Raw genomic sequence first — 26,093 nt, 5'->3', positions numbered from 1 at the left:
TTGCCATGTCCACCAGCTGCTTCGACCGCGACGACGACACCTTCATCGTGCTCGTCAACCACGAGGACCAATATTCCATCTGGCCGCACTGGAAGGCCGTGCCCGCCGGCTGGACCGCGGTGCCCGGCGCCAGCGGCGACAAGAAGACCGTGCTGGCCTTCGTCGACGCCGCATGGACCGACATGCGGCCGCTGTCGCTGCGCCGCTGGATGGACGAGCAGGCCGCGGCAGGACCTTGATGCACGCGTCGCGCGGCGGCCTGCCGCTGGAACCGTTGCCATCCTGACGAGGATCCCATGACCGACTTGCTGAATCCGGCCCGCGCGGCCCTGCCGGCCGTGCTGTCGCCTGCGCGCCCCGGCGAGCCGCTGCTCGGCGCCTTCGCGGCGCTGCGCGGCGACATCGACGCGCTGCTCGCGCGCATCGGCGGCGTGCTGTTGCGCGGCTTCGAGGTGCCGGGCGTCGATGCGTTCCGCGCGTTCGCCGCGGCCTTCGGCCACCCGCTGCTCGCCTACGAGTTCGGCTCGACGCCGCGCAGCGCGGTCGGCGGCGGCGTCTACACCTCCACCGAGTACCCGGCGCACCAGCGCATCCCGCTGCACAACGAGCAGGCCTACACACGCGAGTGGCCGATGAAGATCTGGTTCCACTGCGTCACCGCGGCGCCCGAGGGCGGCGAGACGCCGATCGCCGACAGCCGCGCGATCTGGCGCCAGATGCCCGACGCGATCCGCCGCCGCTTCGCCCCCGGCGTGCTGTACGTGCGCAACTACGGCGAGTTCGACGTGCCGTGGCAGCAGGTGTTCAACACCGACCGCCGAGACGAGGTCGAGGCCTGGTGCAGCCGCTCGGGCGTGCGCTTCGAATGGAAGCCCGACGGCAACCTGCGCACCACGCAGCTGTGCCAGGCCACCGCGGTGCACCCGCGCAGCGGCGAGACGGTGTGGTTCAACCAGGCGCACCTGTTCCACGTGTCGAACCTGCCGCCGGAGGTGCGCGAGTCGCTCGAGGAGCTGCTGGGCGCCGACGAGATGCCGCGCACCGCCTGCTTCGCCGACGGCTCGGCCATCCCCGACGCGATGCTCGACGAGGTGCGCGCGGTGCTCGACGCGCAGACGGTGTCGTTCCGCTGGCAGGCCGGCGACGTGCTGATGCTCGACAACATGCTGGCCGCGCATGCGCGTGCGCCGTTCAAGGGCCCGCGCAAGGTGGTGGTCGCGATGGCCGAGCCGCACGGCAACCTCGACCAGGACCTGTCCCGATGACGCTTTTGCCACTGTCCTCCCGCAATTTCGTCGAGCACCTGCAGCAGCTTGCGACCGGCCGGCCCGACGACACCGCGCTGGTGATCGTCGGTGCCGTCGACGGCTGCACGGTCGACACGCCGATCACCTACGCCGCGCTCGCACGGCGCGTGCGTGCGCTGGCCACGCGGCTGCAGCGCCGCTTCGCACCCGGAGAGCGCGTGCTGCTGCTGCTCGACAACGACGACCGCTGCGTGGTCTCGTTCCTCGCCTGCCTGCACGCCGGGCTGATCGCGGTGCCGGCGTTCCCGCCCGAATCGGCGCGGCCGCAGCACCTGGCGCGGCTGGCCGGCATTGCACAGGATGCGCAGCCGGCGGCGCTGCTCGCGACGCGCGCGACGCTGGCGCTGATCGGCGCGGGCTTCGCCGGTGCCGAGCCGATCGCGCTCGACGAGTTCGATGCCGCCGACGATGCCGCGCTTGCCGCCGCGTGGCAGCCGCACGCGCCGCGCGACGGCGACATCGCGTTCCTGCAGTACACCTCCGGCTCCACGTCGACGCCGAAGGGCGTGATGGTGAGCCACGGCAACCTGATGGCCAACGAGCGCGCGATCGGCGACGGCTTCGAGGTCGGCGCGGGCGACGTGTTCGTCAGCTGGCTGCCGCTGTACCACGACATGGGGCTGGTCGGCGGGCTGCTGCAGCCACTGCACCGCGGCATCCCGGCGGTGCTGATGACGCCGCAGTTCTTCCTCGAGCGGCCGGTGCGCTGGCTGGAGGCGATCGCGCGGCACCGCGGCAGCATCAGCGGCGCGCCTGATTTCGCGTACCGGCTGTGCGTCGAGCGGGTGAAAGACGGCGCGATCGCGGGGCTCGACCTGTCGAGCTGGCGGGTCGCGTTCAGCGGTGCCGAGCCGGTGCGGCACGACACGCTGCGGGCCTTCGTCGAGCGCTTCGCACCGGCGCGCTTCGACGCGCGCTCGGTGTTCCCGTGCTACGGCCTGGCCGAGGCGACGCTGTTCGTCAGCGGTGCCACGCGCGGGCAGGGCCTGCGGGCGCAGGTGTTTTCGGCCGAGGCACTCGCGCAGGGCCGGGCGGAGCACGGCGCGGGCGGCGATGCCGTCACGCTGGTCAGCAGTGGCCGCGTGCCGGCCGGCCAGCGCGTCGAGCTGGTCGATCCGCAGACGCTCGCGGTCTGCGCCGACGGCCAGGTCGGCGAGATCTGGGCGGCCGGCCCGAACATCGCGCAAGGCTACTGGCAGCGGCTTGCCGAGACGCAGGCCGCCTTCGTCGAACGCGGCGGCCAGCGCTGGCTGCGCACCGGCGACCTCGGCTTCGTGCGCGACGGCGAGCTGCACGTCACCGGCCGGCTGAAGGACCTGATCATCCTGCGCGGCCAGAACGTCTACCCGCAGGACATCGAGCGCGCGATCGAGGCCGAGGTCGACGCGGTGCGTGCCGGCCGCGTTGCGGCGTTCGCGGTCGAACGGCCGGAGGGCGGCGAGGGCATCGGCATCGCGGTCGAGGTCTCGCGCGCGACGCAGAAGCGCGTGCCGGCCGCGGCACTGGTGCAGGCGCTGAGCGAGGCCTGCGCCGACGCCTGCCGCGAGGCGGTGTCGGTCGCGCTGTTGCTGAACCCTGGCACGCTGCCGAAGACCTCCAGCGGCAAGCTGCAGCGGCGCGCCTGCCGGCAGGGCTTCGAACAGGGCACGCTGGACGCCTTCGCGGTGTTCGCGCACGGCCGCTTCGTCGTCGGTGGCGGCGGGGCCGCCGAGGCGGCGCCGCTCGACGCCACCGAGGCCGCGCTCGCGGCGCTGTGGCAGGAGGTGCTCGGCCTTGCCGCGCTGCCGGCGCGCGATGCGCAGTTCTTCGCGTGCGGCGGCCAGTCGCTGGCCGCGGTGCAACTGGCCGCGCGCATCGCCGGGCGCTGGGGCATTGGGTTCGCGCCGCGCGATGTCTTCGAACAGCCGCGGCTGGTCGACCTGGCCGCGCGGGTGCGCCAGGCCTGCGACGCCGGTGCGCCGCCATCGACGCCGATCCCGGTGCTCGACGCGGCGCGGCGCGGCGAACCGCTGCCGCTGTCGAACGCCCAGCAGCGCCAGTGGTTCCTGTGGCAGCTCGATCCGGCGAGCAGCGCGTACCACGTGCGCTTCGGGCTGCAGTGGCGCGGCTTCGTCGACGCGGCCGCGCTGCAAGCGTCGCTCGACGCACTGGCCGCCCGCCACGAGCCGCTGCGAACGCGGTTCCAGCCTGCCGACGACGGCATGCCGCGCCAGCACATCCAGCCGTCGATGCCGATCGTGCTGCAGCCGTTCGACCTGCGCGACCGCCCCGGCGGCGAGCGCCAGGCCGTGCTGCAGCGCCTGCTCGACACCCCGTTCGACCTGCACCGCGGCCCGCTGTGGCGCGTCGGCCTGCTGCAGGTGCGGGACGACGCGCACCAACTGGTCGTCGTGATGCACCACATCGTTTCGGACGGCGCGTCGATGCAATTGTTCGCCGACGAACTGGCCGCGGGTTATGCCGCGCGGCTCGCCGGCCGGCCGCTGCCGCTCGCGGCGCCGGCGGTCCAGTACGCCGACCATGCGCTGTGGCAGCGCGACGAGCTCGCCGCCGGCGAGGCCGCGCGGCAGCTCGCGTGGTGGCGTGCCGAACTCGCGCACGACGACACCGAAGAACCGGTGCTCGCGCTGGCCACCGACCACCCGCGCCGCCCGCAGGCCGGCTACCGCGCCGCGCGCCATTCGTTCATGCTGCCCGAACCGTTGCGCGCCGCGCTGCAGTCGGTGGCGCACGGGCAGGGCGCGACGCTGTCGATGCTGCTGCTCGGCGTCTTCCAGGGCCTGCTGTACCGCTGCACCGGCCAGCGCGACGTGCGCGTCGGCATGCCGGTCGCGAACCGCGCGCGGCCGGAGTCGCAGGCGCTGATCGGGCTGTTCGTCAACACGCTGGTGCTGCGCAGCCGCGTCGACGGCCGCACGACGCTCGCGGAGCTGGTGGCGCAGGCGCGCGACGCCTCGCTCGGCGCGCTGGCCCATGCCGAGCTGCCGTTCGACAGCCTCGTCGAGGCCTTGCAGCCGGAGCGCAGCCCAGGCGCCAGCCCGCTGTTCCAGGTGATGTTCAACCACGTCGCCGAAGACCCGCGCGGGCTGCGGCAGTTGCCGGGGCTGGACGTCGAATCGCTGCCGCTGCCCGAACTGGCGGCGCAGTTCGAGCTGGTGCTCGAACTGCGCGAACGGGCGGGCGATGCGCTCGCGCTGTCGTTCGTCTACGCCGCCGAGCTGTTCGACACGCCGACCATCGAGCGCTTCGGCGCGCAGCTGCTCGCGCTGCTGAACGCGCTGGCGCAGCAGCCGGCGCAGGCGCTCGGCGACGTGCCGCTGCTCGGCGCCGACGACCGGGCGCGGCTGGAGGACTGGGGTGTCGATACGCATCGCTTCGACGACTGGCAGCCGGTGCATCGTTCGTTCGAGCAGCAGGTGCGCGACGACCCTTCGGCGGTCGCGCTGCACGTGGCCGACACGACGCTGGCCCGCGCCGAGCTGAACCGCCGCGCGAACCGGCTCGCGCACCGGTTGATCGCATCGGGCATCGGCCCGCAGACGCGCGTCGGCATCGCGCTCGAACGCTCGGTCGCGATGATGGTCGGCATCCTCGCGGTGCTGAAGGCCGGCGCGGCCTACGTGCCGCTGGACACCGAGCTGCCGGCCGAACGGCTCGCGTGGATGGCCGCCGACAGCGGCGTCGCGCTGGTGCTGACGCAGGCTGCGGTGCGCGGGCGCCTGCCGGCGATGGTCGCGCCCGCGCTCGACCTCGACACCCTCGACCTCGACAGCGCCGATCTCGCGACGGAACCCGACCACGACCCGCAGGTCGCCGTGCATGCCGAGCAGCTGGCCTACGTGATCTACACCTCCGGCTCCACCGGCACGCCGAAGGGCGCCGCGGTGCGGCACCGCGCGCTCGCGAGCTGCATGGCCTGGATGCAGCAGGCGTACCGGCTCGACGCGTCCGACGCCGTGCTGCACAAGGCCGCGTTCGGTTTCGACGTGTCGGCCTGGGAGATGTTCTGGCCGCTGACCACCGGCACGCCGCTGGTGCTGGCCGAACCCGGCGAGCACCGCGACCCGGCGCGGCTCGCGGCGCTGATCCTGCGCCACCGCATCACGACGCTGAACTTCGTGCCGGCGATGCTGCAGGCCTTCCTGCAGCAGCCGCAGGTGCAGGCGATGGGAACCCGGGCCCCGCTGCGCCGCGTGATCGTCGGCGGCGAGGCGCTGCCGGCCGAGGCGCAGAAGGAGGTCGCGCTGCGGCTGCCGCGCGCCACGCTGTACAACCTCTACGGCCCGACCGAGACGACGATCCACGTGACGCACTGGACCTGCCGCGCCGATGGCGCCGCGGTGCCGATCGGCCGGCCGATCGCCGACACGAGCGCGCGCGTGCTCGACGCCGACCTGAACCTGGTGCCGCCCGGCGTGCCCGGCGAGTTGCATCTGGGCGGCGTCAGCCTGGCGCGCGGCTACCTGAACCGGGCCGCGCTGACGGCCGAGCGCTTCGTCGCCGACCCGTTCGATCCGCACGGCGGGCGGCTGTACCGCACCGGCGACCTGGTGCGCTGGAATCCCGAGGGCCAGCTGGACTACCTCGGCCGCATCGACCAGCAGGTGAAGGTGCGCGGCTTCCGCATCGAGCTCGGCGAGGTCGAAGCGCGCTTGCTGGCCCAGCCGGCGGTGCGCGATGCGGTCGTCGTCGCCCGCCCCGGTCCTGCCGGCCTGCGGCTGGTGGCCTATGCGGCACCGCAGGCCGGCCGGCGCATCGATGCCGCCGCGCTGCGCCACGCCCTCGGCGAGGCGTTGCCCGAGCACATGGTGCCCAGCGCGATCGTCGCGATGGACGCGCTGCCGCTGACGCCGAACGGCAAGGTCGACCGCCGCGCGCTGCCCGAGCCGGTGTTCGACGGCGACCGCGCGCACGTCGCGCCGCAGGGCCGCGTCGCCGAGGCGCTGGCCGTCATCTGGCGCGAGGTGCTGGGCGTCGCCCGCGTCGGGCTGCACGACAACTTCTTCGACCTCGGCGGGCAGTCGCTGCTGCTGATCCGCGTGCACCGGCTGGTGCAGCAGCGGCTCGATCCGTCGGTGCCGCTGGTCGAGCTGTTCAAGCACCCGACGCTGGCGGCGCTCGCGCAGCGGCTGGAGCGCGGTGCGGCCGTGCCGGCCAGCACCGCCGTCGACGACCGCACCCGGCAACAACGGGCCGCGCTGCTGCAGCGGCGGCGCCCCACCCAGAGGAACACCTGATGCACCCCCAAGACTCGAACGGCATCGAGATCGCGATCGTCGGCCTGTCCGGCCGCTTCCCGGGCGCGGCCGATGTCGACGCGTTCTGGCGCAACATCCGCGACGGCGTCGAATCGGTCACCCGCTTCAGCGACGACGAGCTGCGCGCGCGCGGCGTGCCGCAGGCACTGCTCGACGACGCGAGCTTCGTGAAGGCCGGCGTGCGGCTGGACGGCATCGGCGAGTTCGACGCCGGCTTCTTCGGCTACACGCCGCGCGAGGCCGAGCAGCTCGACCCGCAGCAGCGCCTGTTCCTCGAATGCGCCTGGCAGGCGCTGGAGCACGCCGGCTACGCCAGCGGGCAGCTCGACATGCCGGTCGGCGTGTACGCCGGCGACGGACCGAACCTGTACCTGATCCGGCACCTGCTGCCGTCGTTCGGCGGCGAGGCCACCGGCCAGATCGCCGAGCTGCTGAGCCTGATGAGCGGCAATTCGCCCGGCTCGCTGTGCACCCGCGTCGCCTACAAGCTGAACCTGCGCGGCCCGGCCGTCACGGTGCAGACCGCATGCTCGACCTCGCTGACGGCGGTGCACACGGCTTGCCAGGCGCTGCTGGCCCGCGACTGCGACATGGCGCTGGCCGGTGGCGTCTGGCTGAACCTGCTGCAGGACGGCGGCTACCGCCACCAGGCCGGCGCGATCCTGTCGCCCGACGGCCATTGCCGCACCTTCGACGAGAAGGCCGCCGGCACGCTGATCGGCAGCGGCGCAGGCCTGGTGGTGCTGAAGCGCCTCGACGACGCGCTGCGCGACGGCGACACGGTGCACGCGGTGATCAAGGGATCGGCGGCCAACAACGACGGCGCCGACAAGGTCGGCTTCACCGCGCCGAGCGTGCGCGGCCAGGCCGACGTGATCCGCGCCGCCCACCTGCTGGCCGACGTGTCGCCCGACAGCATCGGCTGCATCGAGGCGCATGGCACCGGCACCGTGCTCGGCGACCCGATCGAGGTCGCGGCGCTGACGCAGGCCTTCCGGGCCGGCACCGCGCGGCGCGGCTTCTGCGCGCTCGGTTCGGTCAAGACCAACATCGGCCACCTGGATGCGGCCGCCGGCGTCGCCGGACTGATCAAGGCGGTGATGGCGCTGAAGCACCGCACGCTGCCGCCGAGCCTGCATTTCGAGCGGCCGAACCCGCAGCTCGCGCTGGACGACAGCCCGTTCTTCGTCGCGACCACCGCGACGCCGTGGCCGCGCGGCGACACGCCGCGGCGGGCGGGCGTCAGCGGCTTCGGCATCGGCGGCACCAACGTGCACGTGGTGCTGGAGGAAGCACCCGAGGCGTCGATGCTGCCCGAAGACGGCGACTGGCAGGTGCTGCCGCTGTCGGCGCGCGACGGCCACGCGCTGCAGCAGATGCGCGCGCAGCTGGCGGCGCACCTGCAGGGTGAGTCCGCGCAGGCGCTGGCCGACGTCGCACACACGCTGCAAGCGGGCCGGCAGGCCTTCGCGCATCGCAGCGCGGTGGTGGCCGACCGCGCGTCGCTGGCCGCGCAGATGCTGCTCGCGCCCGAAGCGGCGAACGCCGCGGTCGACACCCCGCCCGAGCTGGTGTTCCTGTTCCCCGGCGGCGGTGCGCAGCATGTGCACATGGGCGAGGCGCTGTACCGGCGCAGCGCGGTGTTCCGCGCCGAGGTCGACCGCTGCTGCGAGCGGCTGCGGCCCGAGCTCGGCGTCGACCTGCGCGAGCTGCTGTTCCCGGCGCCCGCAGAAGAAGCGCCGGCCGAGCTGCGGCTGGCCCGCATCGAACTGCAGCAGCCGGCGCTGTTCGTCATCGAGTACGCGATGGCGCGCTGGTGGATCAGCCTGGGGGCCGAGCCGGCGATGATGCTCGGCCACAGCCTCGGCGAATACGTCGCGGCCTGCATGGCCGGCGTGTTCCGGCTGGAGGATGCGCTGCACATCGTCGCGGTGCGCGGCCGGCTGATGCAGACGCTGCCGGCCGGAGCGATGACGGCGGTCGCGTTGCCGGAAGATGCGCTGCGCCCGTACCTGGACGACGGCTGCGACCTCGCGGCGGTCAATGCTGCGCAGCTGTGCGTGATCGCCGGCCCGGTCGATGCCGTCGAGCGGGCCGAGGCGCGCCTGCGCGAGGCCGGCCAGCAGCCGCGCCGGCTGCATGTCGGTATCGCATCGCATTCGTCGATGGTGGAACCGATCGTCGCCGAGCTGGAGCGCACGATCGCCGCGGTGCCGCGCGAGGCGCCGCGGCTGCCGTTCATCTCGAACGCGAGCGGCCGCGCGATCACCGCGGCCGAGGCGGTGGACCCGGCCTACTGGGGCCGCCACCTGCGCGGCGCGGTGCGCTTTGCCGACGGGCTGAGCGCGATGTTCGAGGTGCCGGGGCGGGCGCTGCTCGAAGTCGGCCCGGGCGCAACGCTGTGCGGGCTCGCGCGCCAGCACCCGGGCGTCGCGACCGCCGCCGGCCTGTGGGCCAGCCAGGCCCACCCGCAGCAGCACGCGCGCAATGCACAGCAACTGGCCGGCACGGTGGCGGCCGCGTGGGTGGCCGGCGTGCCGGTCGACTGGACGGCCTGGCGCGTTGGCGCCGCGCGGCGCCGCGTGCCGCTGCCGACCTATGCGTTCCAGCGGCGCCGCCATTGGGTGGAGGCCGGCGCGCCCGCCGCCGCACCGAAGGGCGACGACTCGCGCTTCTACGCACCGGTCTGGCAGCGCAGTGCGCCGCCATCGCCGGCGAAGGACTCCGCCGGCCACGTGCTGGTGCTCGGCGAGGTCGACAGCATCGGCGCCAGCGTGCTGCGCGAGCTGCGCCGGCGCGGCGCGCGCGTCAGCTTCGCGCAGCCTGGCGCCCGCTTCGCGCGCACGATGGCGCAGCAGTACCGCGTGCGTCCCGCCGAGCGGGAGGACCTCGACGCGTTGCTGCGCGAGGTGCAGGCCGGGCAAGGGCCGCTGACCCAGGTGCTGCACTTGTGGAGCCTCGACGGCCCGCGCAGCGCCACATCGCAAACGCCGCGGCTGGAGACCGGCTACCTGAGCCTGCTCGCGTTCGCTCAGGCCGCCGAGGCGCACGCCGCGGCGCCGCTCGCGCTGACCGTCGTCACCGACCGCGTCGAAGATGTGACCGGCACCGAGCCGCTGGCGCCTGAGAAGGCGACGATGCTCGGCCTCGCGCGGGTGATGGGGCAGGAGATCCCGTCGTTGCGCTGCCGCGTCGTCGATGTGCTGCTGCCGGCACCCGAGAGCGAGGCCGAAGACCGGCTGGCGCGCGCGCTGGTCGACGAGGCGCTGGGCGACGGCAGCGACGCCGGCGTCGCCTGGCGCGGCCCGCACCGCTGGGTGCGGCGCTACGAGCCGCTGCCGGCCGGCCTGCCGACGCGCCAGCGGCTGCGCCGTGGCGGCGTGTACCTCATCACCGGCGGGCTTGGCGGCGTCGGCCTCGCGCTGGCGCGGCACTTGGCGAGCGCCTGGCAGGCGAGGCTGGTGCTGCTCGGCCGCACCGAACTGCCGCCGCGCGACGACTGGGCGCGGCTGGCCGACGACCCACGGCAGCCGCTGGCGCTGCGACGCAAGCTGCAGCAGCTGGTCGCGCTCGAAGCGGCCGGCGCCGAGCTGATGACGGTCGCCGCCGATGTCAACGACGCGGCGCAGCTGCGCGCGGCGCTGGCGCAGGTGCACCAGCGCTTCGGCCCGGTGCAGGGCGTCGTGCATGCGGTCGTGCACCCGGACCGCGGGTTGATCGCGCAACGCCGCCGCGCGCAGGTCGAGGCGGCGTTCGAGCCGAAACTGCATGGCACGCAGACGCTGCTGGCGGTGCTGCGCGACGAGCCGCTGGCCTACGTGCTGTTCTGCTCGTCGGTCGCGAGCCTGATCGGCGGCCTCGGCCGCAGCGACTACGCCGGCGCCAACGCCTACCTCGATGCGCTGGCCCATGCGTCGCGGCGCGGCGACGGCCCGCCGCTGTTCTCGGTCAACTGGGATGCCTGGCGCGATGTCGGCATCGCGGTCGACATGGACCTGCCCGACGGCATCGGCCTCGACGAGCGCAGCGGTGCCGCGGCGTTCGAGCACATCGTCAACGGGCCGGATCTTCCGCAGACGGTGGTGTCCGTCACGCCGTTCGCGCAGCGCTTGGGTCCGCTGGACGGCGGGATGCTGGACGTGATCGCCGCCTCGGCCGCGACCGCAACGCCGGCGCGCAGCGGCCACCCGCGGCCGGTGCTGGCGACGCCGTTCGCCGCACCGGACGGTGCGCTGGAAGAAGGCCTCGCGGCGTTGTGGACCGAGCTGCTCGGCATCGCGCCGATCGGCGTGCACGACAACCTGTTCGAGCTCGGCGGCGATTCGCTGCTGGCGATCCGGCTGCTGTCGCGCGTGCGGCAGGCGCAGGGGGTCGAGCTGCACCCGGCGCTGTTCTTCAAGACGCCGACGGTGGCGGCGCTGGCGCAGGCGGTGCGCGAACGCGCGCCGGCGGCCGAGGCACCCGTGCTCGTCGCCGATGCGATCAAGCGCGAGGCCGGCGCGGTGGCGCCGATGTCGCCGGCGCAGCAGGGCCAGTGGTTCCTGTGGCAGCTCGACCCCGACAGCACCGCATACCACGTCGGCGGCGGCCTGGGCTTGTCGGGCGTGCTCGACGTGAAGGCGCTGCAGCAGGCGATCGGCGAGCTGGTGCAGCAGCACGACGGGCTGCGCACGGTGTTCCGCGAAGGCGAGGGCGGGGTGCTGGAGCAGGTGGTGCAGGACCATGCGGCGGTCGAGATCCCGCTGCTCGACCTGTCGGCACTGCCGGCCGCCCAGCGCGAGGCGCGCCGCCGCGACGAGGCGCTGCGCATCGCGCGCACGCCGTTCGACCTGCGCCGCGGTCCGCTGCTGCGCGGCATGCTGCTGCGGCGCGCGCCCGGCGAGCACGAGCTGCTGCTGATGATGCACCACATCGTGTCGGACGCCTGGTCGGTCGAGCTGATGCTGGACGAGCTGGCGCAGCGCTATGCCGCTGCGCGCGACGGCCGCCGCGCGGCGCTGCCGGCACCGGAGATCCGCTATGCCGATTTCGCGGCCTGGCAACGGCGCTGGCTGGCCGATGGCGAGGGCGCGCGCCAGCTCGCGTACTGGCAGCGCCAGATCGACGATCCGGACGCGGTGCTCGCGTTGCCGACCGATCGCCCGCGCGGCCCGGCCGTGCGCACTGGCGCCGCGCAGCACCTCGTCGACCTGCCGGCCGAGCTGGTCGACGGGCTGAAGCGCCTCGTCGCGGCCCACGGCGCGACGCTCTTCATCGGGCTGGTCGCGGCCTTCCATGCGCTGCTGTTCCGGCACACCGGCCAGACGGTGGTGCGCATCGGCGTGCCGGTGGCCAACCGGCACCGGCCCGAAACGGCGCGGGTCGTCGGCTTCTTCATCAACACGCTGGCGATCCAGGCGCGTGTCGACGGCCGCATGCCGCTGCAGGCGCTGCTGCAGCAGGTGCGCGATGCGGCTGTCGACGCGCAAGCCCACCAGGACCTGCCGTTCGACCACCTCGTCGAGGCGCTGCGGCCGCAGCGCCTGCCCGGTGTCACGCCGCTGTTCCAGGTGATGTTCAACCACCTGGGGCAGGGCGGGCGCGCGCCGGATGGGTGGCCGGGACTGCAGGTGTCCCGCATCGACCTGGCGGAGCGCGCGGCGCCGTTCGAGCTGACGCTGGAGACGCAGGAGCTGGACGACGGCCGGCTGCGCGCGGCGTTCCGCCATGCCGATGCGCTGTTCGATGCGGTGCGCGTCGAACGGCTGGGCGCGCACTACGTGGCGCTGCTGCGCGCGCTGGTCGCGCAGCCGCAGTGCGCCGTCGGCGAGGTCGCGCTGCTCGGCGCCGACGAGCAGGCGCTGCTGGCGCGCTGGAGCCGCAACGATGAGCAGCATCGGTACGACGCACCGGTGCACCGCGCGTTCGAACGCCAGGCCGACGCGCATCCGCAGGCCGTGGCGCTGGCCTCCGGCGGGCAGTCGCTGAGCTACCGCGACCTGAACCGCCGCGCCAACCGCGTCGCGCACCGGCTGATCGCGCACGGCGTGCGGCCGGACATGCGGGTCGGCATCGCGATGGAGCGCTCGGTCGAGATGGTCGTCGGCCTGCTGGCGATCCTGAAGGCCGGTGGCGCCTACGTGCCGCTGGACCCGGAGCATCCGGACGAGCGCTTGCAGTACCTGCTCGACGACAGCGGCATCGCGCTGCTGCTGACGCAACCGCACCTGGCGGCGCGCTTCGGCGGCCGGCCGGCGCTGCTGGTGCTGCCGGTCGAGGCCGACGGCGACGGCGACCGGCCCGACACCGATCCGCGGGTCGCGCTGCACGGCCGGCACCTGGCCTACGTGATCTACACCTCCGGCTCGACCGGCCGGCCCAAGGGCGCCGCGAACCACCACCATGCGCTGCACAACCGGCTCGCGTGGATGCAGCAGGCCCATGCGCTGACGCCGGACGACGCCGTGCTGCAGAAGACGCCGTTCGGCTTCGACGTCTCGGTGTGGGAGTTCTTCTGGCCGCTGATGACCGGCGCGCGGCTGGTGCTGGCCGCCCCCGGCGAGCACCGCGATCCGGCGCGGCTCGCGGCATTGATCCGCCGCGAGCGGGTCACGACGCTGCATTTCGTGCCGTCGATGCTGCAGGCCTTCCTGGCGCATGCCGAGGTCGAGCGCTGCGACAGCCTGCGGCGCGTGGTCTGCAGCGGCGAGGCACTGCCGGCCGAGGCCCGGAACGAGCTGCTGCGGCGCCTGCCGCGGGCTGGCGTGTTCAACCTGTACGGCCCGACCGAGGCGGCGATCGACGTGACGCAATCGCGCTGCCACGACCTTGCCAAGGATCGTGGCCACCTGCGCGTCGCGATCGGCCGGCCGATCTCGGCCACCCGCACGCTGGTGCTCGATGCCGGGCTGCAGCCGGTGCCGCCGGGCGTGGCCGGCGAGCTGTACCTGGGCGGCATCGGCCTCGCGCGTGGCTACCTCGGGCGGCCCGGGCTGACCAGCGAGCGCTTCGTCGCCGACCCGTTCGTGCCGGGCGAGCGGCTGTACCGCACCGGCGACCTCGCATGCTGGCGCGGTGACGGCGAGCTGGAGTACCTCGGCCGCATCGACCACCAGGTCAAGATCCGCGGCATGCGCGTCGAGCTCGGCGAGATCGAGGCCGGCCTGCTGGCGCAGCCCGGCGTGCGCGAGGCGGTGGTGGTCGCGCGCGGCGGCGAGTCGTTGGTCGCGTACGTGTCGGCGCAACCCGGGCAGGTGCTCGACGGCGCTGCGCTGCGCGCGCGACTGGCGCTGCACCTGCCCGACGCGATGCTGCCGTCGGCGATCGCGGTGCTCGACACGCTGCCGCTGAACGCCAACGGCAAGATCGACCGCAACGCGCTGCCGGCGGTCGCACCGCAGGCGGCGGGCGCCTTCGAGGCGCCGCAGGGCGAGGCCGAGACGGTGCTCGCAGCGATCTGGGCCGAGGTGCTCGGCGTCGAGCGCGTCGGCCGCGAGGACCGCTTCTTCGAGCTCGGCGGGCATTCGCTGGCGGCCTTGCGCGTGCAGTCGCGGCTGCGCGAGCGGCTGGGCGTCGCGCTGCCGCTGCGCACGCTGTTCGAGCACGGTTCGCTGGCCGCGCTGGCGGCCGCGGTGCAGGCCGCGCAGCCGGCGGCGGCCGATGACGATTCGGCGCTGGCCCGCATGGCGGACCTGCTGTCCACCCTGGAGAACTGAATGAGCTCACGCGCCCGCGACATCGCCGAGCGATTCACCCGGCTGCCGGCCGACAAGCGCAGCGCCTTCGTGGCGCTGCTGCGCGAGCAGGGCATCGCCTTCGACCGCCTGCCGATCGTGCCGTGGCCGGCGACCGGCGAGCCCGACCCGATGTCGCCTGCGCAAGCCCGCCAGTGGTTCCTGTGGCGGCTCGACCCGGCGAGCACGGCGTACCACATCGCCGGCGCGCTGCGGCTGCGCGGGCGGCTCGACGCAGCGGCGCTGCGCGCGAGCTTCGACGCGCTGGTCGAGCGGCACGAATCGCTGCGCACCGTGTTCGACCCGTTGCCGGACGGGCTCGCGCAGCCGCGCGTGCTGCCGGGCGCCGCGATCGGGCTGGCCGAGCGCGACACCGACGAAGCCTCGCTGGCCGCGGAGCTGCGGCGCATCCACGCCGAGCCGTTCGACCTGGCGCACGGGCCGCTGCTGCGGCTCGCGCTGCTGCGGCTCGCGCCGCAGGAGCACGTGCTGGCGGTCGTGATGCACCACATCGTGTCCGACGGCGCGTCGCTGCAGGTGATCGTCGGCGAGTTCGTCGCGCAGTACCGGGCCCGCGTGGCCGGCGGCGTGGCCGCGCTGCCGCCGCTGCCGATCCGCTATGCCGACTACGCCCGCTGGCAGCGCCACGGGCTCGCGGCCGGCGAGCAGGCGCGGCAACTCGCCTACTGGACCGCGCAGCTGGGCACCGACCACCCGGTGCTGCAACTGCCGACCGACCGCCCGCGCGTGGCCGAGGCGCGGCTGCGCGCGGCCCGGCACGCGGTGGCGCTGCCGCCGGCGCTGGTGCTCGCGCTGCGCCAGCGCGCCGAGGCGCAGCAGGCGACCTTGTTCACCGTGCTGCTGGCCGGCTGGCAGGCGCTGCTCGCGCGCTGGAGCGGCCAGCACGACGTGCGGGTCGGCGTGCCGATCGCGAACCGGCAGCGCGTCGAGACCGAGGGGCTGGTCGGCTTCTTCGTCAACACGCAGGTGCTGCGCAACGTCGTCCATGCGCGCATGCCGCTCGCGCAGGTGCTGCAGCAGGCGCGCGACGCCGCGCTCGGCGCGCAGGAGCACCCCGACCTGCCGTTCGAGCAGCTCGTCGATGCGCTGCAGCCCGAACGCAGCCTCGGCACGACCCCGTTGTTCCAGGTGCTCTGCAACCACCAGCGCGGCCGCGATGCGCTGCTGGCGCAACTGCCCGGCCTGCGCGTGCACGAGCAGCCGCTGGACGAACTGGCCGCGCAGTTCGAGCTGACGCTCGACACGCTGGAGCATCCGGATGGCGGCGTGCAGGCGGTGTTCAGCTATGCCGAGGCCTTGTTCGAACCGGCGACGATCGCGCGGCTCGCGCGGCAGTACCTCGCGCTGCTGGCCGCGTTGGCGTGGCAGCCGCAGACGGCGCTCGGCGATGTCGACCTGCTCGATGCGGCGGAGCGCGAGCTGCTGCAGGCCTGGGGCGCGAATGCGCCGCGACGCGAGCCGGAGGTGTGGGTGCACCGCGCGTTCGAACGCCATGCGCGCCGCCGCCCCGATGCGCCGGCCGTGCTGCATGGCGACGGCATGCTCCGCTACGGCGAGCTGAACCGCCGTGCGAACCGGCTCGCGCACCGGCTGATCGCGCGGGGCGTCGGGCCGGAGACGCGGGTCGCGGTGTCGCTGCCGCGTTCGTTCGAGCTGGTCGTCGCGCTGCTCGCGGTGCTGAAGGCCGGTGGCGCGTACTTGCCGATGGACCCGTCGCACCCGCCCGACCGGCTGGCCTTCATGCGCGACGACGGCGGCGCGGCCTTGCTGCTGACGCTCGAGTCGGTGCGCGAGCTGGAGGCGCAAGACAGCGCCGTCAGCGATCAGGACAGCGACCCCGCCGTGCCGCTGCACGACGGCAGCCTGGCCTACGTGATCTACACCTCCGGCTCGACCGGCCGGCCGAAGGGCGTTGCGGTGGCGCACGGGCCGCTCGCGATGCACTGCCGGGAGACGGCGCTGCTGTACGAGATGGGTCCGGCGACCCGCGAGCTGCACTTCCTGTCGTTCTCGTTCGACGGCGCGCACGAGCGGCTGCTGACGGTGCTCGGCTGCGGCGCATCGCTGCTGCTGCGCGACGAGGCGCTGTGGACGCCGGCGCAGACGCTCGCGGCGACGCGCGAGCACGGCGTGACGAACGCCGGCTTCCCGCCGGCCTACCTGCAGGCGCTGGCGCAGGGGGCCGCGGACCAGGGTGGCGGCGCGCCGCTCGCGCTGCTGTCGTTCGGCGGCGAAGCGATGCCGCGCGCCGGGCTGCAGGCGGTGCGCGAGCACCTGCGGCCGCGGCTGCTGATCAACGGCTACGGGCCGACCGAGGCGGTCGTCACGCCGGTGGCATGGAAAGCGCGCGGCGATGCGGCGGAGATCGCCACCGCCTACGTACCGATCGGCCGGCCTTGCGGCGACCGCACCGCGCGTGTGCTGGATGCGGACATGAACCTGCTGCCGCCCGGCGCGGCCGGCGAGCTGGTCCTGGGCGGTGCCGGGCTGGCGCGCGGCTACCTGGGCCGCGCGGGGCTGACCGCCGAGCGCTTCGTCGCCGATCCGTTCGACGCGGCCGGCGGCCGGCTCTACCGCACCGGCGACCTGGTGCGCTGGATCGTCGATTCGGCCGGCGACGCGCAGTTGGAGTACCTCGGCCGCATCGACCAGCAGGTCAAGGTGCGCGGGTTCCGGATCGAGCTTGGCGAGGTCGAGGCGCAGCTGATGCCGCTGCCCGGCGTCGCCGAAGCGGTGGCCAGCGTGCAGCAGGGGCCGGGCGGGACGCGGCTGGTGGCGCACGTCACCGCGCGGGCCGGCGCGGTGCTGGTGCCGGCCGAGCTGCGGGCGCAGCTCGCGGCGCGCTTGCCGGACTACCTGGTGCCGTCGGCGATCGCGGTGCTGGACGCGCTGCCGCTGAACCCGAACGGCAAGGTCGACCGGCAAGCGCTGCCGGTGATCGAGGCACGGGCCGACGACGACCGCTACGCCGCGCCGCAGGGCCCGGTCGAGCAGGCGCTGGCGACACTGTGGGCCGAGCTGCTGGGCGTGCCGCGTGTCGGCCGCCACGACAACTTCTTCGACCTGGGCGGCGATTCGATCCTGAGCCTGCAGATCGTCGCGCGCATGCGCGGCCTGGGCTGGACGCTGACGCCGCGCCAGGTGTTCGAGCGGCAGACGCCGGCGCTGCTGGCGCCGCTCGCGCAGGCCGAAGCACCGCGTGCGGCGTGTGCAATGCCGGAGCCGACCGGCGCGGTGCCGCTGCTGCCGATCCAGCACGAGTTCTTCGCATTGGCGCTGCGCAACCGCCACCACTGGAACCAGTCGCTGCTGCTGCACAGCCGCGATCCGCTGCGGCCGGCGGCGCTGGCGCAGGCGCTGGCGGCGCTGGTGCGGCACCACGACAGCCTGCGGCTGCGTTTCACGCAGCAGGCGGATGGTGCGTGGCACCAGGCCCATGCACCGCACGACGAGGCCGGCCAGCGCGAGCTGCTGTGGGTGCGGCGCGCGGCCGGTGCGGCGCAGGTCGAGGCGCTGTGCGACGAGGTGCAGCGCAGCCTCGACCTGTCGCGCGGCCCGCTGCTGCGCGGTCTCGCGATCGAGGTGGCCGATGGCAGCTGGCGGCTGATGCTCGCGGTCCATCACCTGGTGGTGGACGGGGTGTCGTGGCGCATCCTGCTCGAGGACCTGCAGACGGCGTATGGGCAATGCGTGGCGGGGCGACCCGTCGTGCTCCCGCCGAAAACCGACAGCTACCAGACGTGGAGCGAGACCCTCGCAGCGCGGATGCCCATCCGGGACGCGGCGGTGGACGACGACCCCGGATGGGCATCCGGACTGCCGTGTGCTCGCCCCGACGGCGCGAACACCGCCGCGCACCAGCACACGATCGACCTGCAGCTCGACCCCGCGCAAACCGAATCGCTGCTGAAGCGCGCCCCGGCCGCCTACCGCACCCAGGTCAACGACCTGCTGCTGACCGCGCTCGGCCGCGCGCTGTGCGGCTGGAGCGGCCACCAGCGCATCCGCATCGACCTGGAAGGCCACGGCCGCGAAGACCTCGGCGACGGGATCGACCTGTCGCGCACGGTCGGCTGGTTCACCAGCCTGTACCCGGTGGTGCTGGACCCGCTGGGCGAGCCCGGTGCGGCGCTGAAGCGGGTGAAGGAGCGCCTGCGCGCGGTCCCGCTGCGCGGCCTGGCGCACGGCTTGCACAAGCACCTGGGGTCGCCCGAAGTCCGGCAGGCGCTGCAAACGCTGCCGCAGGCGCAGCTGGTCTTCAACTACCTCGGCCAGTTCGACGGCAGCGTCGATGCGCAGTCGGCCTGGCGACCGGCCGATGAACGCCCCGGCGCGTCGGTCGACGAGAACGCCCCGCAGGCGCACGAGTTCTCGGTCGACGGCCGGGTGCTGCACGGCCGGCTGTCGTTCGCGGTGCGCTTCAGCCGCGCGCGGCACGACGTGGCCGAGGTGCAGCGCTTCGTCGACGCGTTCCGCGCCGAATTGCTGGCGCTGGGGGCGCATTGCGTCAGCGGCGCGATGGGCGTCACGCCGTCGGACTTCCCGCTGGCGGGGGTCGACCAGGCCACGCTGGACGGCCTGGTGTCGTCGCTGCCGCTGCACCACCTCGACGACCTGTACCCGCTGTCGCCGATGCAGGCCGGCATGCTGTTCCAGACGCTGGTCGACGGCGGCGGCGTGGCCTACCGCACGCAGCTGCGCGTCGATCTCGATGGGCTGGACGTCGCGCGTTTCCGCTCTGCCTGGACCACGGTGCTGGCGCGCCACGAGGTGCTGCGCAGCGGCTTCATCGCGCAGCCGCCGCTGCAGTGGGTGGCGCGCCGCGCCGACCTGCCGTGGTCGGTGCAGGACTGGCGCGGCCGCGGCGCGGCGGAGGTCGACCACTTCGCCCAGGCCGAACTCTCGGCGCCGCTCGACCTGGCGCAGCCGCCGTTGATGCGCGTCGCGCTGCTGCGCACGCGGGACGACCGGCACCACGTCGTGTGGACCGTGCACCACCTGCTGCTCGACGGCTGGAGCAGCTCGCTGTTGCTTGGCGAGGTGCTGCGCGCGTACGACGGTGCGACCTTGCCGCCGCCGCTCGGGCGCTTCCGCGACCACATCGCGTGGCTGCTGGCGCGCGATCCGGCTGCCGGCGAAGCGCACTGGCGCGCACAGCTCGCGCGGCTGGAGGCGCCGACGCAGCTCGCCTCGGCGCTGCGCAAGCCGGCTGCGCCGCGGCCCGGCCAGGGCGGCCTGCGCCGCACGCTGGCGGTGCAGCCGCTGGTTGGCGCGGCGCGGCGCGAGCGGGTGACGATCAACACGCTGGTGCAGGCCGCCTGGGCGCTGGTGCTGGCGCGCTGCACCGGTCAGCGCACGGTGTGCTTCGGCAGCACCGTCGCCGGCCGGCCAGCCGAGCTGCCGGGGGCGCAGCAGATGCTGGGGCTGTTCATCAACACGCTGCCGGTGCTGGCGACACTGCGCCCGGCGCAGCGGCTCGGCGACTGGCTGCGCGAACTGCAGGCGCAGGGGCTCGCGGCGCGCGAGCACGAGCACACGCCGCTGGTCGAGATCCAGCGCTGGGCCGGGCAGGGCGGGCAGGCGCTGTTCGACAGCCTGCTGGTATTCGAGAACTACCCGATCGATGCGGCACTGCGCGAGGCGCCGCCGGGCGGGTTGCGCGTCGGTGCATCGAGCACGAGCGACGACACGCACTATGCGTTGACGCTGGCGCTGCACCAGGGCGAGCAGCTGGCCTTCGACTACCGCTTTGCGCACGGCGCGTTCGACGAGGCGACCGTGGCGCGGCTGGCCGGGCAGGTCGAGCGGGTGCTGGCGGCCTTCGTGCACGAGCCGGGGGCGTGTGTCGGCGAGCTGGTGCTGTTGGCGCAGGGCGAACGCGAACGGCTGCTGCGGCTGGGTGAGAACGCGGTGATCGAATCGCACGCCGAGGCCGAGCCGGTGCACCGCACGATCGAGCGGCTGGCCCGGGTGCAGCCCGACGCGACGGCACTGGTGTTCGGCGATCTCGAACTGAGCCGCGGCGAACTGAACGCGCAGGCCAACCGGCTCGCGCACCAGCTGATCGCGCAGGGCGTGCAGCCGCAGGCCTGCGTCGGGATCGCGCTCGATCGGTCGATGGAGATGATCGTCGCGGTGCTGGCGGTGCTGAAGGCCGGCGCGGCCTATGTGCCGCTGGACCCGGCCTATCCGGCCGAGCGGCGCCAGGCGATGGTGGAGGACAGCGGCATCGCGCTGGTGCTGGCGCAGCTGGATGCCGACGCGCTGAAGCATCAACCGGCGAGCGATCCGCAGCTCGCACTGCACCCGGATCAACTCGCGTACGTGATCCACACCTCCGGCTCGACCGGCCGGCCGAAGGGCGTGGGGGTGTCGCACCGGACGCTGGCGCGGCATGTGCACGCGGCGGCCGGGTGCTTCGGCCTCGTGCCCGGCGACCGCGTGCTGCAGTTCGCGACGCTGAACTTCGACGCCTTCGTCGAGCAGCTGTTCGCACCGCTGGCGATCGGTGCCGCGGTGGTGCTGCGCGGCCCGGAGGTCTGGGACAGCGCGCAGTTCCGCCGCGAGGTGATCGCGCGGCGCATCAGCGTCGCCGACCTGACGACGGCGTACTGGCAGTTGCTCGCGCAGGATTTCGCGCGCGACCCCGGCGGCGATGTGGGCGCACTGCGCCAGGTCACCGTCGGTGGCGAGGCGATGTCCCCGCAAGGCCTCCAGGCCTGGCGAGACGCCGGCCTGTCGCACGTGACGCTGCTGAACGCCTACGGCCCGACCGAGGCCACCGCGACCGCCGCGGCGCTGGACTGCACGCCGTTCGTCCGCCGCGACGCACCGCTGCCGTCCACCGTGCCGATCGGCACCGCCTTGCCCGGCCGCGCGCTGCGCATCGTCGATGCCGACCTGCACCCGGTACCGGTCGGCGTCGCCGGCGAACTGTGCATCGGCGGCCCGCTGCTGGCCCGCGGCTACCTCGGGCGCCCGGGCCTGACCGCCGAGCGCTTCGTCGCCGATCCGTTCGACGCCCACGGCGGCCGGCTCTACCGCACCGGCGACGTGGTGCGCTGGAACGACGACGGCCAGATCGAGTACCTCGGCCGCCTGGACCACCAGGTCAAGCTGCGCGGCTTCCGCATCGAGCTCGGCGAGATCGAGGCCGCGCTGCTGGCACAGCCGGAGGTGCGCGAGGCCGTCGTGCTCGCGCGGCCCTCGTCGGCGGGGCCGCGGCTGGTGGCCTGGGTGTCGCTGCAACCCGGCGCATCGATCGAGCCGCCAGCGCTGCGCGCGCGGCTCGCGACGCTGTTGCCCGAGCACATGCTGCCGTCCGCGTTGGTGCCGTTGCCGGCGCTGCCGTTGAACCCCGTGGGCAAGGTCGACCGGCGCGCGCTGCCCGAGCCCGACACGGCCGACGAGGCCGCGCACGTGCCGCCGCTCGGCGACACCGAGCAGGCGCTGGCGGCGCTCTGGTGCGAGGTGATCGGCGTGCCGCACGTCGGCCGCCACGATCACTTCTTCGAGCTCGGCGGGCATTCGCTGCTCGCGGTGCGGCTGGTCGCCGAGCTGCGGCACCGCCTGGGGCTGGAGGTGCCGCTGCGCACCGTGTTCGATCACCCGACGCTGGCCGGCCAGGCGGCTGCGTTGCCGGCCCCGTCGACCGCCGGCACCGCGGAGCGGCTCGGCGCGCTGCTCGCTGAACTTGAAGACTCACTGGAAGACACGCTGGAATGACGACGATGGAACTGGCTTCGCTGTCGCGCCGCTTCGCGCAGTTGCCGCAGGGCAAGCGCGCGGCCTTCCTCGAGCGCCTGCGCGCCGAAGGCATCGGCTTCGACGCGCTGCCGCCGATCGCCCGCGAGCCCGGCACGCCGGCGCCGCTGGCCCCGGCGCAGCGCGCGCTGTGGCTGGCCTGGCAGCGCGCACCGCAATCGCCGGCCTACAACCTGGCCGGGCGCCTGCGCATCCGCGGCGGCTGCTGCGCCGACGAGGTGCAGGCGGCGGTGCGCCGGCTGGTGCAGCGGCATGCGGTGCTGCGCACGCGGATCGGTCTCGATGCCGACGGGCAGGCGGTGCAGATCGTCGACGAGACGGAGGACGTGTCGACGGGATCCGGATGGTCGGTTCATGGACCCTGCACCGATGCCGCCGCGCATGCCTTCGCGGCCCGGCCCTTCGACCTGGAGCGCGGCCCGGTCTTCCGCGCGGCGCTGCACCGCGAGGCCGACGGCGCGCTGGTGCTGCTGCTCGGCGTGCACCACATCGCGGCCGACGGCGGCTCGGTGGCGCTGCTGCTGCAGGAGTTGTCGTCGCTGCTGCGCGACCCGGCGCAGGCGCTCGAGCCGCCCGCCTTGCAGTACGCCGACCACGCGCAGTGGCAGCAACGCTGGCTGGCCGCCGGCGAGCTGGCGCGCCAGCGGGCCTGGTGGGTCGACGAACTGCGCGACGCGCCGCCCACCACCACGCTGCCGCTCGACCGGCCGCGCGGCGCACGGCGCAGCGCCCGCGGCGAGCTGCTGGCCTTCGGCCTGCCGCCCGCGACCGGCGATGCCTTGCTCGCGCTGGCACGCCGCGATGCCGCGTCGCCCGCGATGCTGACGCTCGCCTTGCTCGCACTGCTGCTGCACCGCTACGGCGGCGACCGCGAGCTGTGCATCGGCGTGCCGTCGGCGAACCGCGACCGGCCCGAGCTGGCCGGCATGGTCGGCCACTTCACCAACGTGCTGGTGCTGCGGCTGCGCGTCGACCCGCAGGCCGGCTTCGCGGCGCTGCTGCGCCAGGTGCGCGAGCGGCTGCTGGCCGCGCGGCAGCATGCCCACCTGCCGCTGGACCAGCTGGTCGAAGCGCTCGGCATCGAGCGCAGCGCCGGGCTGAACCCGCTGTTCCAGGTGAAGTGCGCGTCGCAGGCCACCGGTGGCGCCGCGGAGCTGGCGGCCGGTGGCGGCCTGCAGATCGAGATCGACGCCGTCGCGGTCGACGAGGTGCACTTCGACCTGAGCCTGGACCTGATGGAAAACGCCCGCGGCCTGGATTTCCAGCTCGCCTGGGCGACCGACCTGTTCGACCGCACGACGATCGACCGGCTGGCGGCCGCCTTCGTGCACCTGGCGGCGCAGGTCGCCGCCGACCCGCAGCGCGCGCTGGCGTCGACCACGCTGCCCGGCACCCCGTCGGTGCTGCACGGCGAGGCGCCGTCATGGCCGTGGCACGGCATTCCGGCGTTGTGGGCCGCGCAGGCCGAACGGCATGCGCAGCAGCCGGCCCTGCTCGACGCGCGGGGCTCGCACACCCATGCGCAGCTGCAGCGCGCCGCGCGCCAGCTGGCCGCGCAGCTGGCCCGGCGCGGCATCGGCGCCGAGGCGCGCGTGGCGCTGCTGCTGGAACGCGGCAGCCCGTTCGTGCTGGCGATGCTGGCGGTGATGAAGGCCGGCGCCGTGGCCGTGCCGCTGGACCCGTCGCTGCCGGTGCCGCGCCTGCAGGCGTTGGTGCGCGACTGCGGTGCGCGCGCGCTGATGGCGGCCGGGCCGGTGCCGTGGAGCACGCTGCCCGTGATGGTGCCGCGCTTCGAGGCGTCAGGGCCATCGTCGTTGGCGCCCGAACCGGTGCTGCTGCCCGACCAGGCCGCGTACCTGATCTACACCTCCGGCTCGACCGGTGCGCCGAAGGGCGTGCTCGTCTCGCACGGCGCGCTCGCGAACTACGCGCAGGCGATGCTGGCGCGGCTGGCGGACGCCGATGGTCTGCCGCTGCCGGCGGGCCTGCGCTTCGCGATGGTCTCGACCGTCGCCGCCGACCTGGGCCACACGGCGCTGTTCGGCGCGCTGTGTTCCGGCGGCAGCCTGCTGATGCTCGACAGCGCCGCGGCCTTCGACCCCGATGCGTTCGCCGACGCGATGGCCCGCCACCGCATCGACGTGCTGAAGATCGTGCCGAGCCACCTGAAGGGGCTGCTGAACGCCGCGCGGCCGCACGACGTGCTGCCGGCCCACACGCTGGTGCTCGGCGGCGAGGCGGCCGATGCCGCGCTGCTGGCCACCGTGCGCGCGCTGCGGCCGGGGCTGCGCATCGTCAACCACTACGGGCCGACGGAGACCTGCGTCGGCATGCTGATGCACGTCGCCGGCGACGGCGATGCGGCGTTGCCGCTCGGCCGGCCGATCGGCGGCATGTCCGCGTTCGTGCTCGACGAGTCGCTGGCGCCGGTGCAACCGGGCATCGCCGGCGAGCTGTTCGTCGGCGGGCCGGGTGTCGCGCGCGGCTACCTCGGGCAGCCGGGGCTGACTGCGAGCCGCTTCGTCGCATCGCCGTTCGGCGACTCGTCGGCGGGCGAGCGGCTGTACCGCACCGGCGACCGCGTGCGCCAGCGCAGCGACGGCGCGCTGGTGTTCCTCGGCCGCAACGACGACCAGCTGAAGATCCGCGGCTTCCGGGTCGAACCCGGTGAACTGCACGCGCAGCTGCGCGCGATCGACGGCGTCGCGGATGCGGCGGTGGTGGCCGGCGAAGGCGAGAGCGGCAGCGCCGTGCTGTGGGCCTACGTCGTCGCGCGCGCCGGCGCGACGCTGGACGCCGCCGCCGTGCGGCTCGCGCTGCAGGCCAGCCTGCCGGCCCCGCTGGTGCCGGAGGCGGTCGTCGTGCTCGACGCGATGCCGCTGACGCCGAACGGCAAGATCGACCGCAACGCGCTGCCGCGGCCGCAGCCATCGGCGCCGGCCCGCCGCATCGATCCGCCGCGCGGGCCCACCGAGCAGGCCCTGGCGCGCCTGTTCGGCGAGGTCCTGGGCCTGGGGCCGGACGCGGTCGGCCGCGACGACGACTTCTTCGAGCTCGGCGGCGATTCGATCCTCAGCCTGAAGCTGATCGCTCGCATCCGCAAGCAGGTGCCGGGCGGCGCCGGGCTGGCCTTGTCGGACCTGATGCAGGCCACGCGGGTGAGCGCGCTGGCCGGGCGGCTGCAGCAGCGGCTCGCGCAGCAGCACGATGCGATCTGCCTGCACGCCGGCGGCACCGGCGTGCCGCTGTACTGCATGCCGGGGATGATCGTCAACTCGCGCGAGTTCCTGCCGCTGGCCGAGGCGTTGCAGGGGACGCGGCCGGTGCACGGCTTCGTCAGCCATGTCTACACGCGCCAGCGCTGGCGCGGCTTCGCGGTCGAGGCGCTGGCCGCGGAGTACGCCGCCTTCATCGAGGCGACGGCGGCGCAGCGGCGTTGTGCGCTGCTCGGCTGGTCGTCGGGAGGCGACCTGGCGATCGAGGTCGCGCGGCAACTGCAGGGGCGGGTCGCGGTCGAGTTCATCGGCATGGTCGACGTGTTCGAGACCGAGCCGCTGCGCGCGTCGCGGCCGCTCGGCGTCGACGAGCGCGCGCTGGCCTGGCGCGAGATCGACGCCTGGGTCGCCAAGTCGACGATGGCCGAGGCGTGGCGCGAGCTGTTCGCGCGGCTGGAGGATGCCGAGCGCGACGGCCTGGCCGAGCAGGTGCTGGCCGGCGACCGGACCTTGCCGCTCGATGGCGACGGCGACGACGCGGCGGAGTACCTGCTGTGGGCCACCGTCGACAAGCGGGCGCAGGGCGCGCGCCAGGTGCATGGCCGCCTTGACACCCCGCTGCACGTCTTCCAGGCGGCGGCGTCGGTGAACGATTCGGTCGGCCGCCTGCGCGACTGGGCGGAGCATGCGCCAGTGGCGGCCACCGGGGTGATCGATGGCGCGAGCCACCTCGACATCATCCGGCGCCCCCAGCTGCATGCGGCGCTGCGGGAAGCGCTGGAGAAGCTGGACGGCTGAACGACCCTAGAATCGTCG

6 protein-coding genes are annotated in these 26,093 nt (G+C 74.3%); all 6 read left to right on the top strand.

Annotated features, from left to right (window positions below; genetic code table 11):
- The first annotated feature begins 5 nt into the window (after positions 1-5).
- From FHT26_RS01195 to FHT26_RS01170, 6 genes are read left to right on the top strand one after another with little or no spacing between them, the layout of a single operon-like run.
- Positions 6-239: an MbtH family protein gene (locus FHT26_RS01195; protein ID WP_168558370.1), complete on the top strand. Its 234-nt coding sequence runs from the start codon at positions 6-8 to the stop codon at positions 237-239.
- Positions 240-296: 57 nt separating this feature from the next.
- A complete protein-coding gene (locus tag FHT26_RS01190; protein WP_168558369.1) occupies positions 297-1,265 on the top strand; it encodes a TauD/TfdA family dioxygenase in 969 nt (322 codons plus the stop codon).
- Positions 1,262-6,544: a non-ribosomal peptide synthetase gene (locus FHT26_RS01185; protein WP_168558368.1), complete on the top strand. Its 5,283-nt coding sequence runs from the start codon at positions 1,262-1,264 to the stop codon at positions 6,542-6,544. Before FHT26_RS01190 ends, FHT26_RS01185 begins: the two co-directional genes overlap by 4 nt.
- Positions 6,544-14,259, top strand: coding sequence for a non-ribosomal peptide synthetase/type I polyketide synthase (locus FHT26_RS01180; RefSeq protein WP_168558367.1), 7,716 nt, complete (start codon positions 6,544-6,546; stop codon positions 14,257-14,259). Before FHT26_RS01185 ends, FHT26_RS01180 begins: the two co-directional genes overlap by 1 nt.
- Entirely contained in the window at positions 14,260-22,023 is a 7,764-nt protein-coding gene (locus tag FHT26_RS01175; RefSeq protein ID WP_168558366.1) for a non-ribosomal peptide synthetase, read from the top strand. It begins immediately after the preceding gene.
- 5 nt (positions 22,024-22,028) lie between these two features.
- Positions 22,029-26,075 carry an amino acid adenylation domain-containing protein gene (locus FHT26_RS01170; RefSeq protein WP_246867659.1) on the top strand — a complete coding sequence of 1,349 codons (4,047 nt, stop codon included), beginning with the start codon at positions 22,029-22,031 and terminating at the stop codon, positions 26,073-26,075.
- The last annotated feature ends 18 nt before the right edge of the window (positions 26,076-26,093 follow it).

The sequence above is a fragment of the Rhizobacter sp. SG703 genome (assembly GCF_012275445.1).
In the GTDB taxonomy this organism is placed as follows: domain Bacteria; phylum Pseudomonadota; class Gammaproteobacteria; order Burkholderiales; family Burkholderiaceae_C; genus Rhizobacter.
The sequence above is the reverse complement of the archived record's forward strand: the minus strand, read 5'-3'. Positions and strand labels throughout refer to the sequence as shown.

Excerpts from the sequence above, each read along its gene's own strand:
- FHT26_RS01195 (WP_168558370.1), top strand. The coding sequence starts at position 6 with ATGTCCACCAGCTGCTTCGACCGCGACGACGACACCTTCATCGTGCTC.
- FHT26_RS01190 (WP_168558369.1), top strand. The coding sequence starts at position 297 with ATGACCGACTTGCTGAATCCGGCCCGCGCGGCCCTGCCGGCCGTGCTG.
- FHT26_RS01185 (WP_168558368.1), top strand. The coding sequence starts at position 1,262 with ATGACGCTTTTGCCACTGTCCTCCCGCAATTTCGTCGAGCACCTGCAG.
- FHT26_RS01180 (WP_168558367.1), top strand. The coding sequence starts at position 6,544 with ATGCACCCCCAAGACTCGAACGGCATCGAGATCGCGATCGTCGGCCTG.
- FHT26_RS01175 (WP_168558366.1), top strand. The coding sequence starts at position 14,260 with ATGAGCTCACGCGCCCGCGACATCGCCGAGCGATTCACCCGGCTGCCG.
- FHT26_RS01170 (WP_246867659.1), top strand. The coding sequence starts at position 22,029 with ATGGAACTGGCTTCGCTGTCGCGCCGCTTCGCGCAGTTGCCGCAGGGC.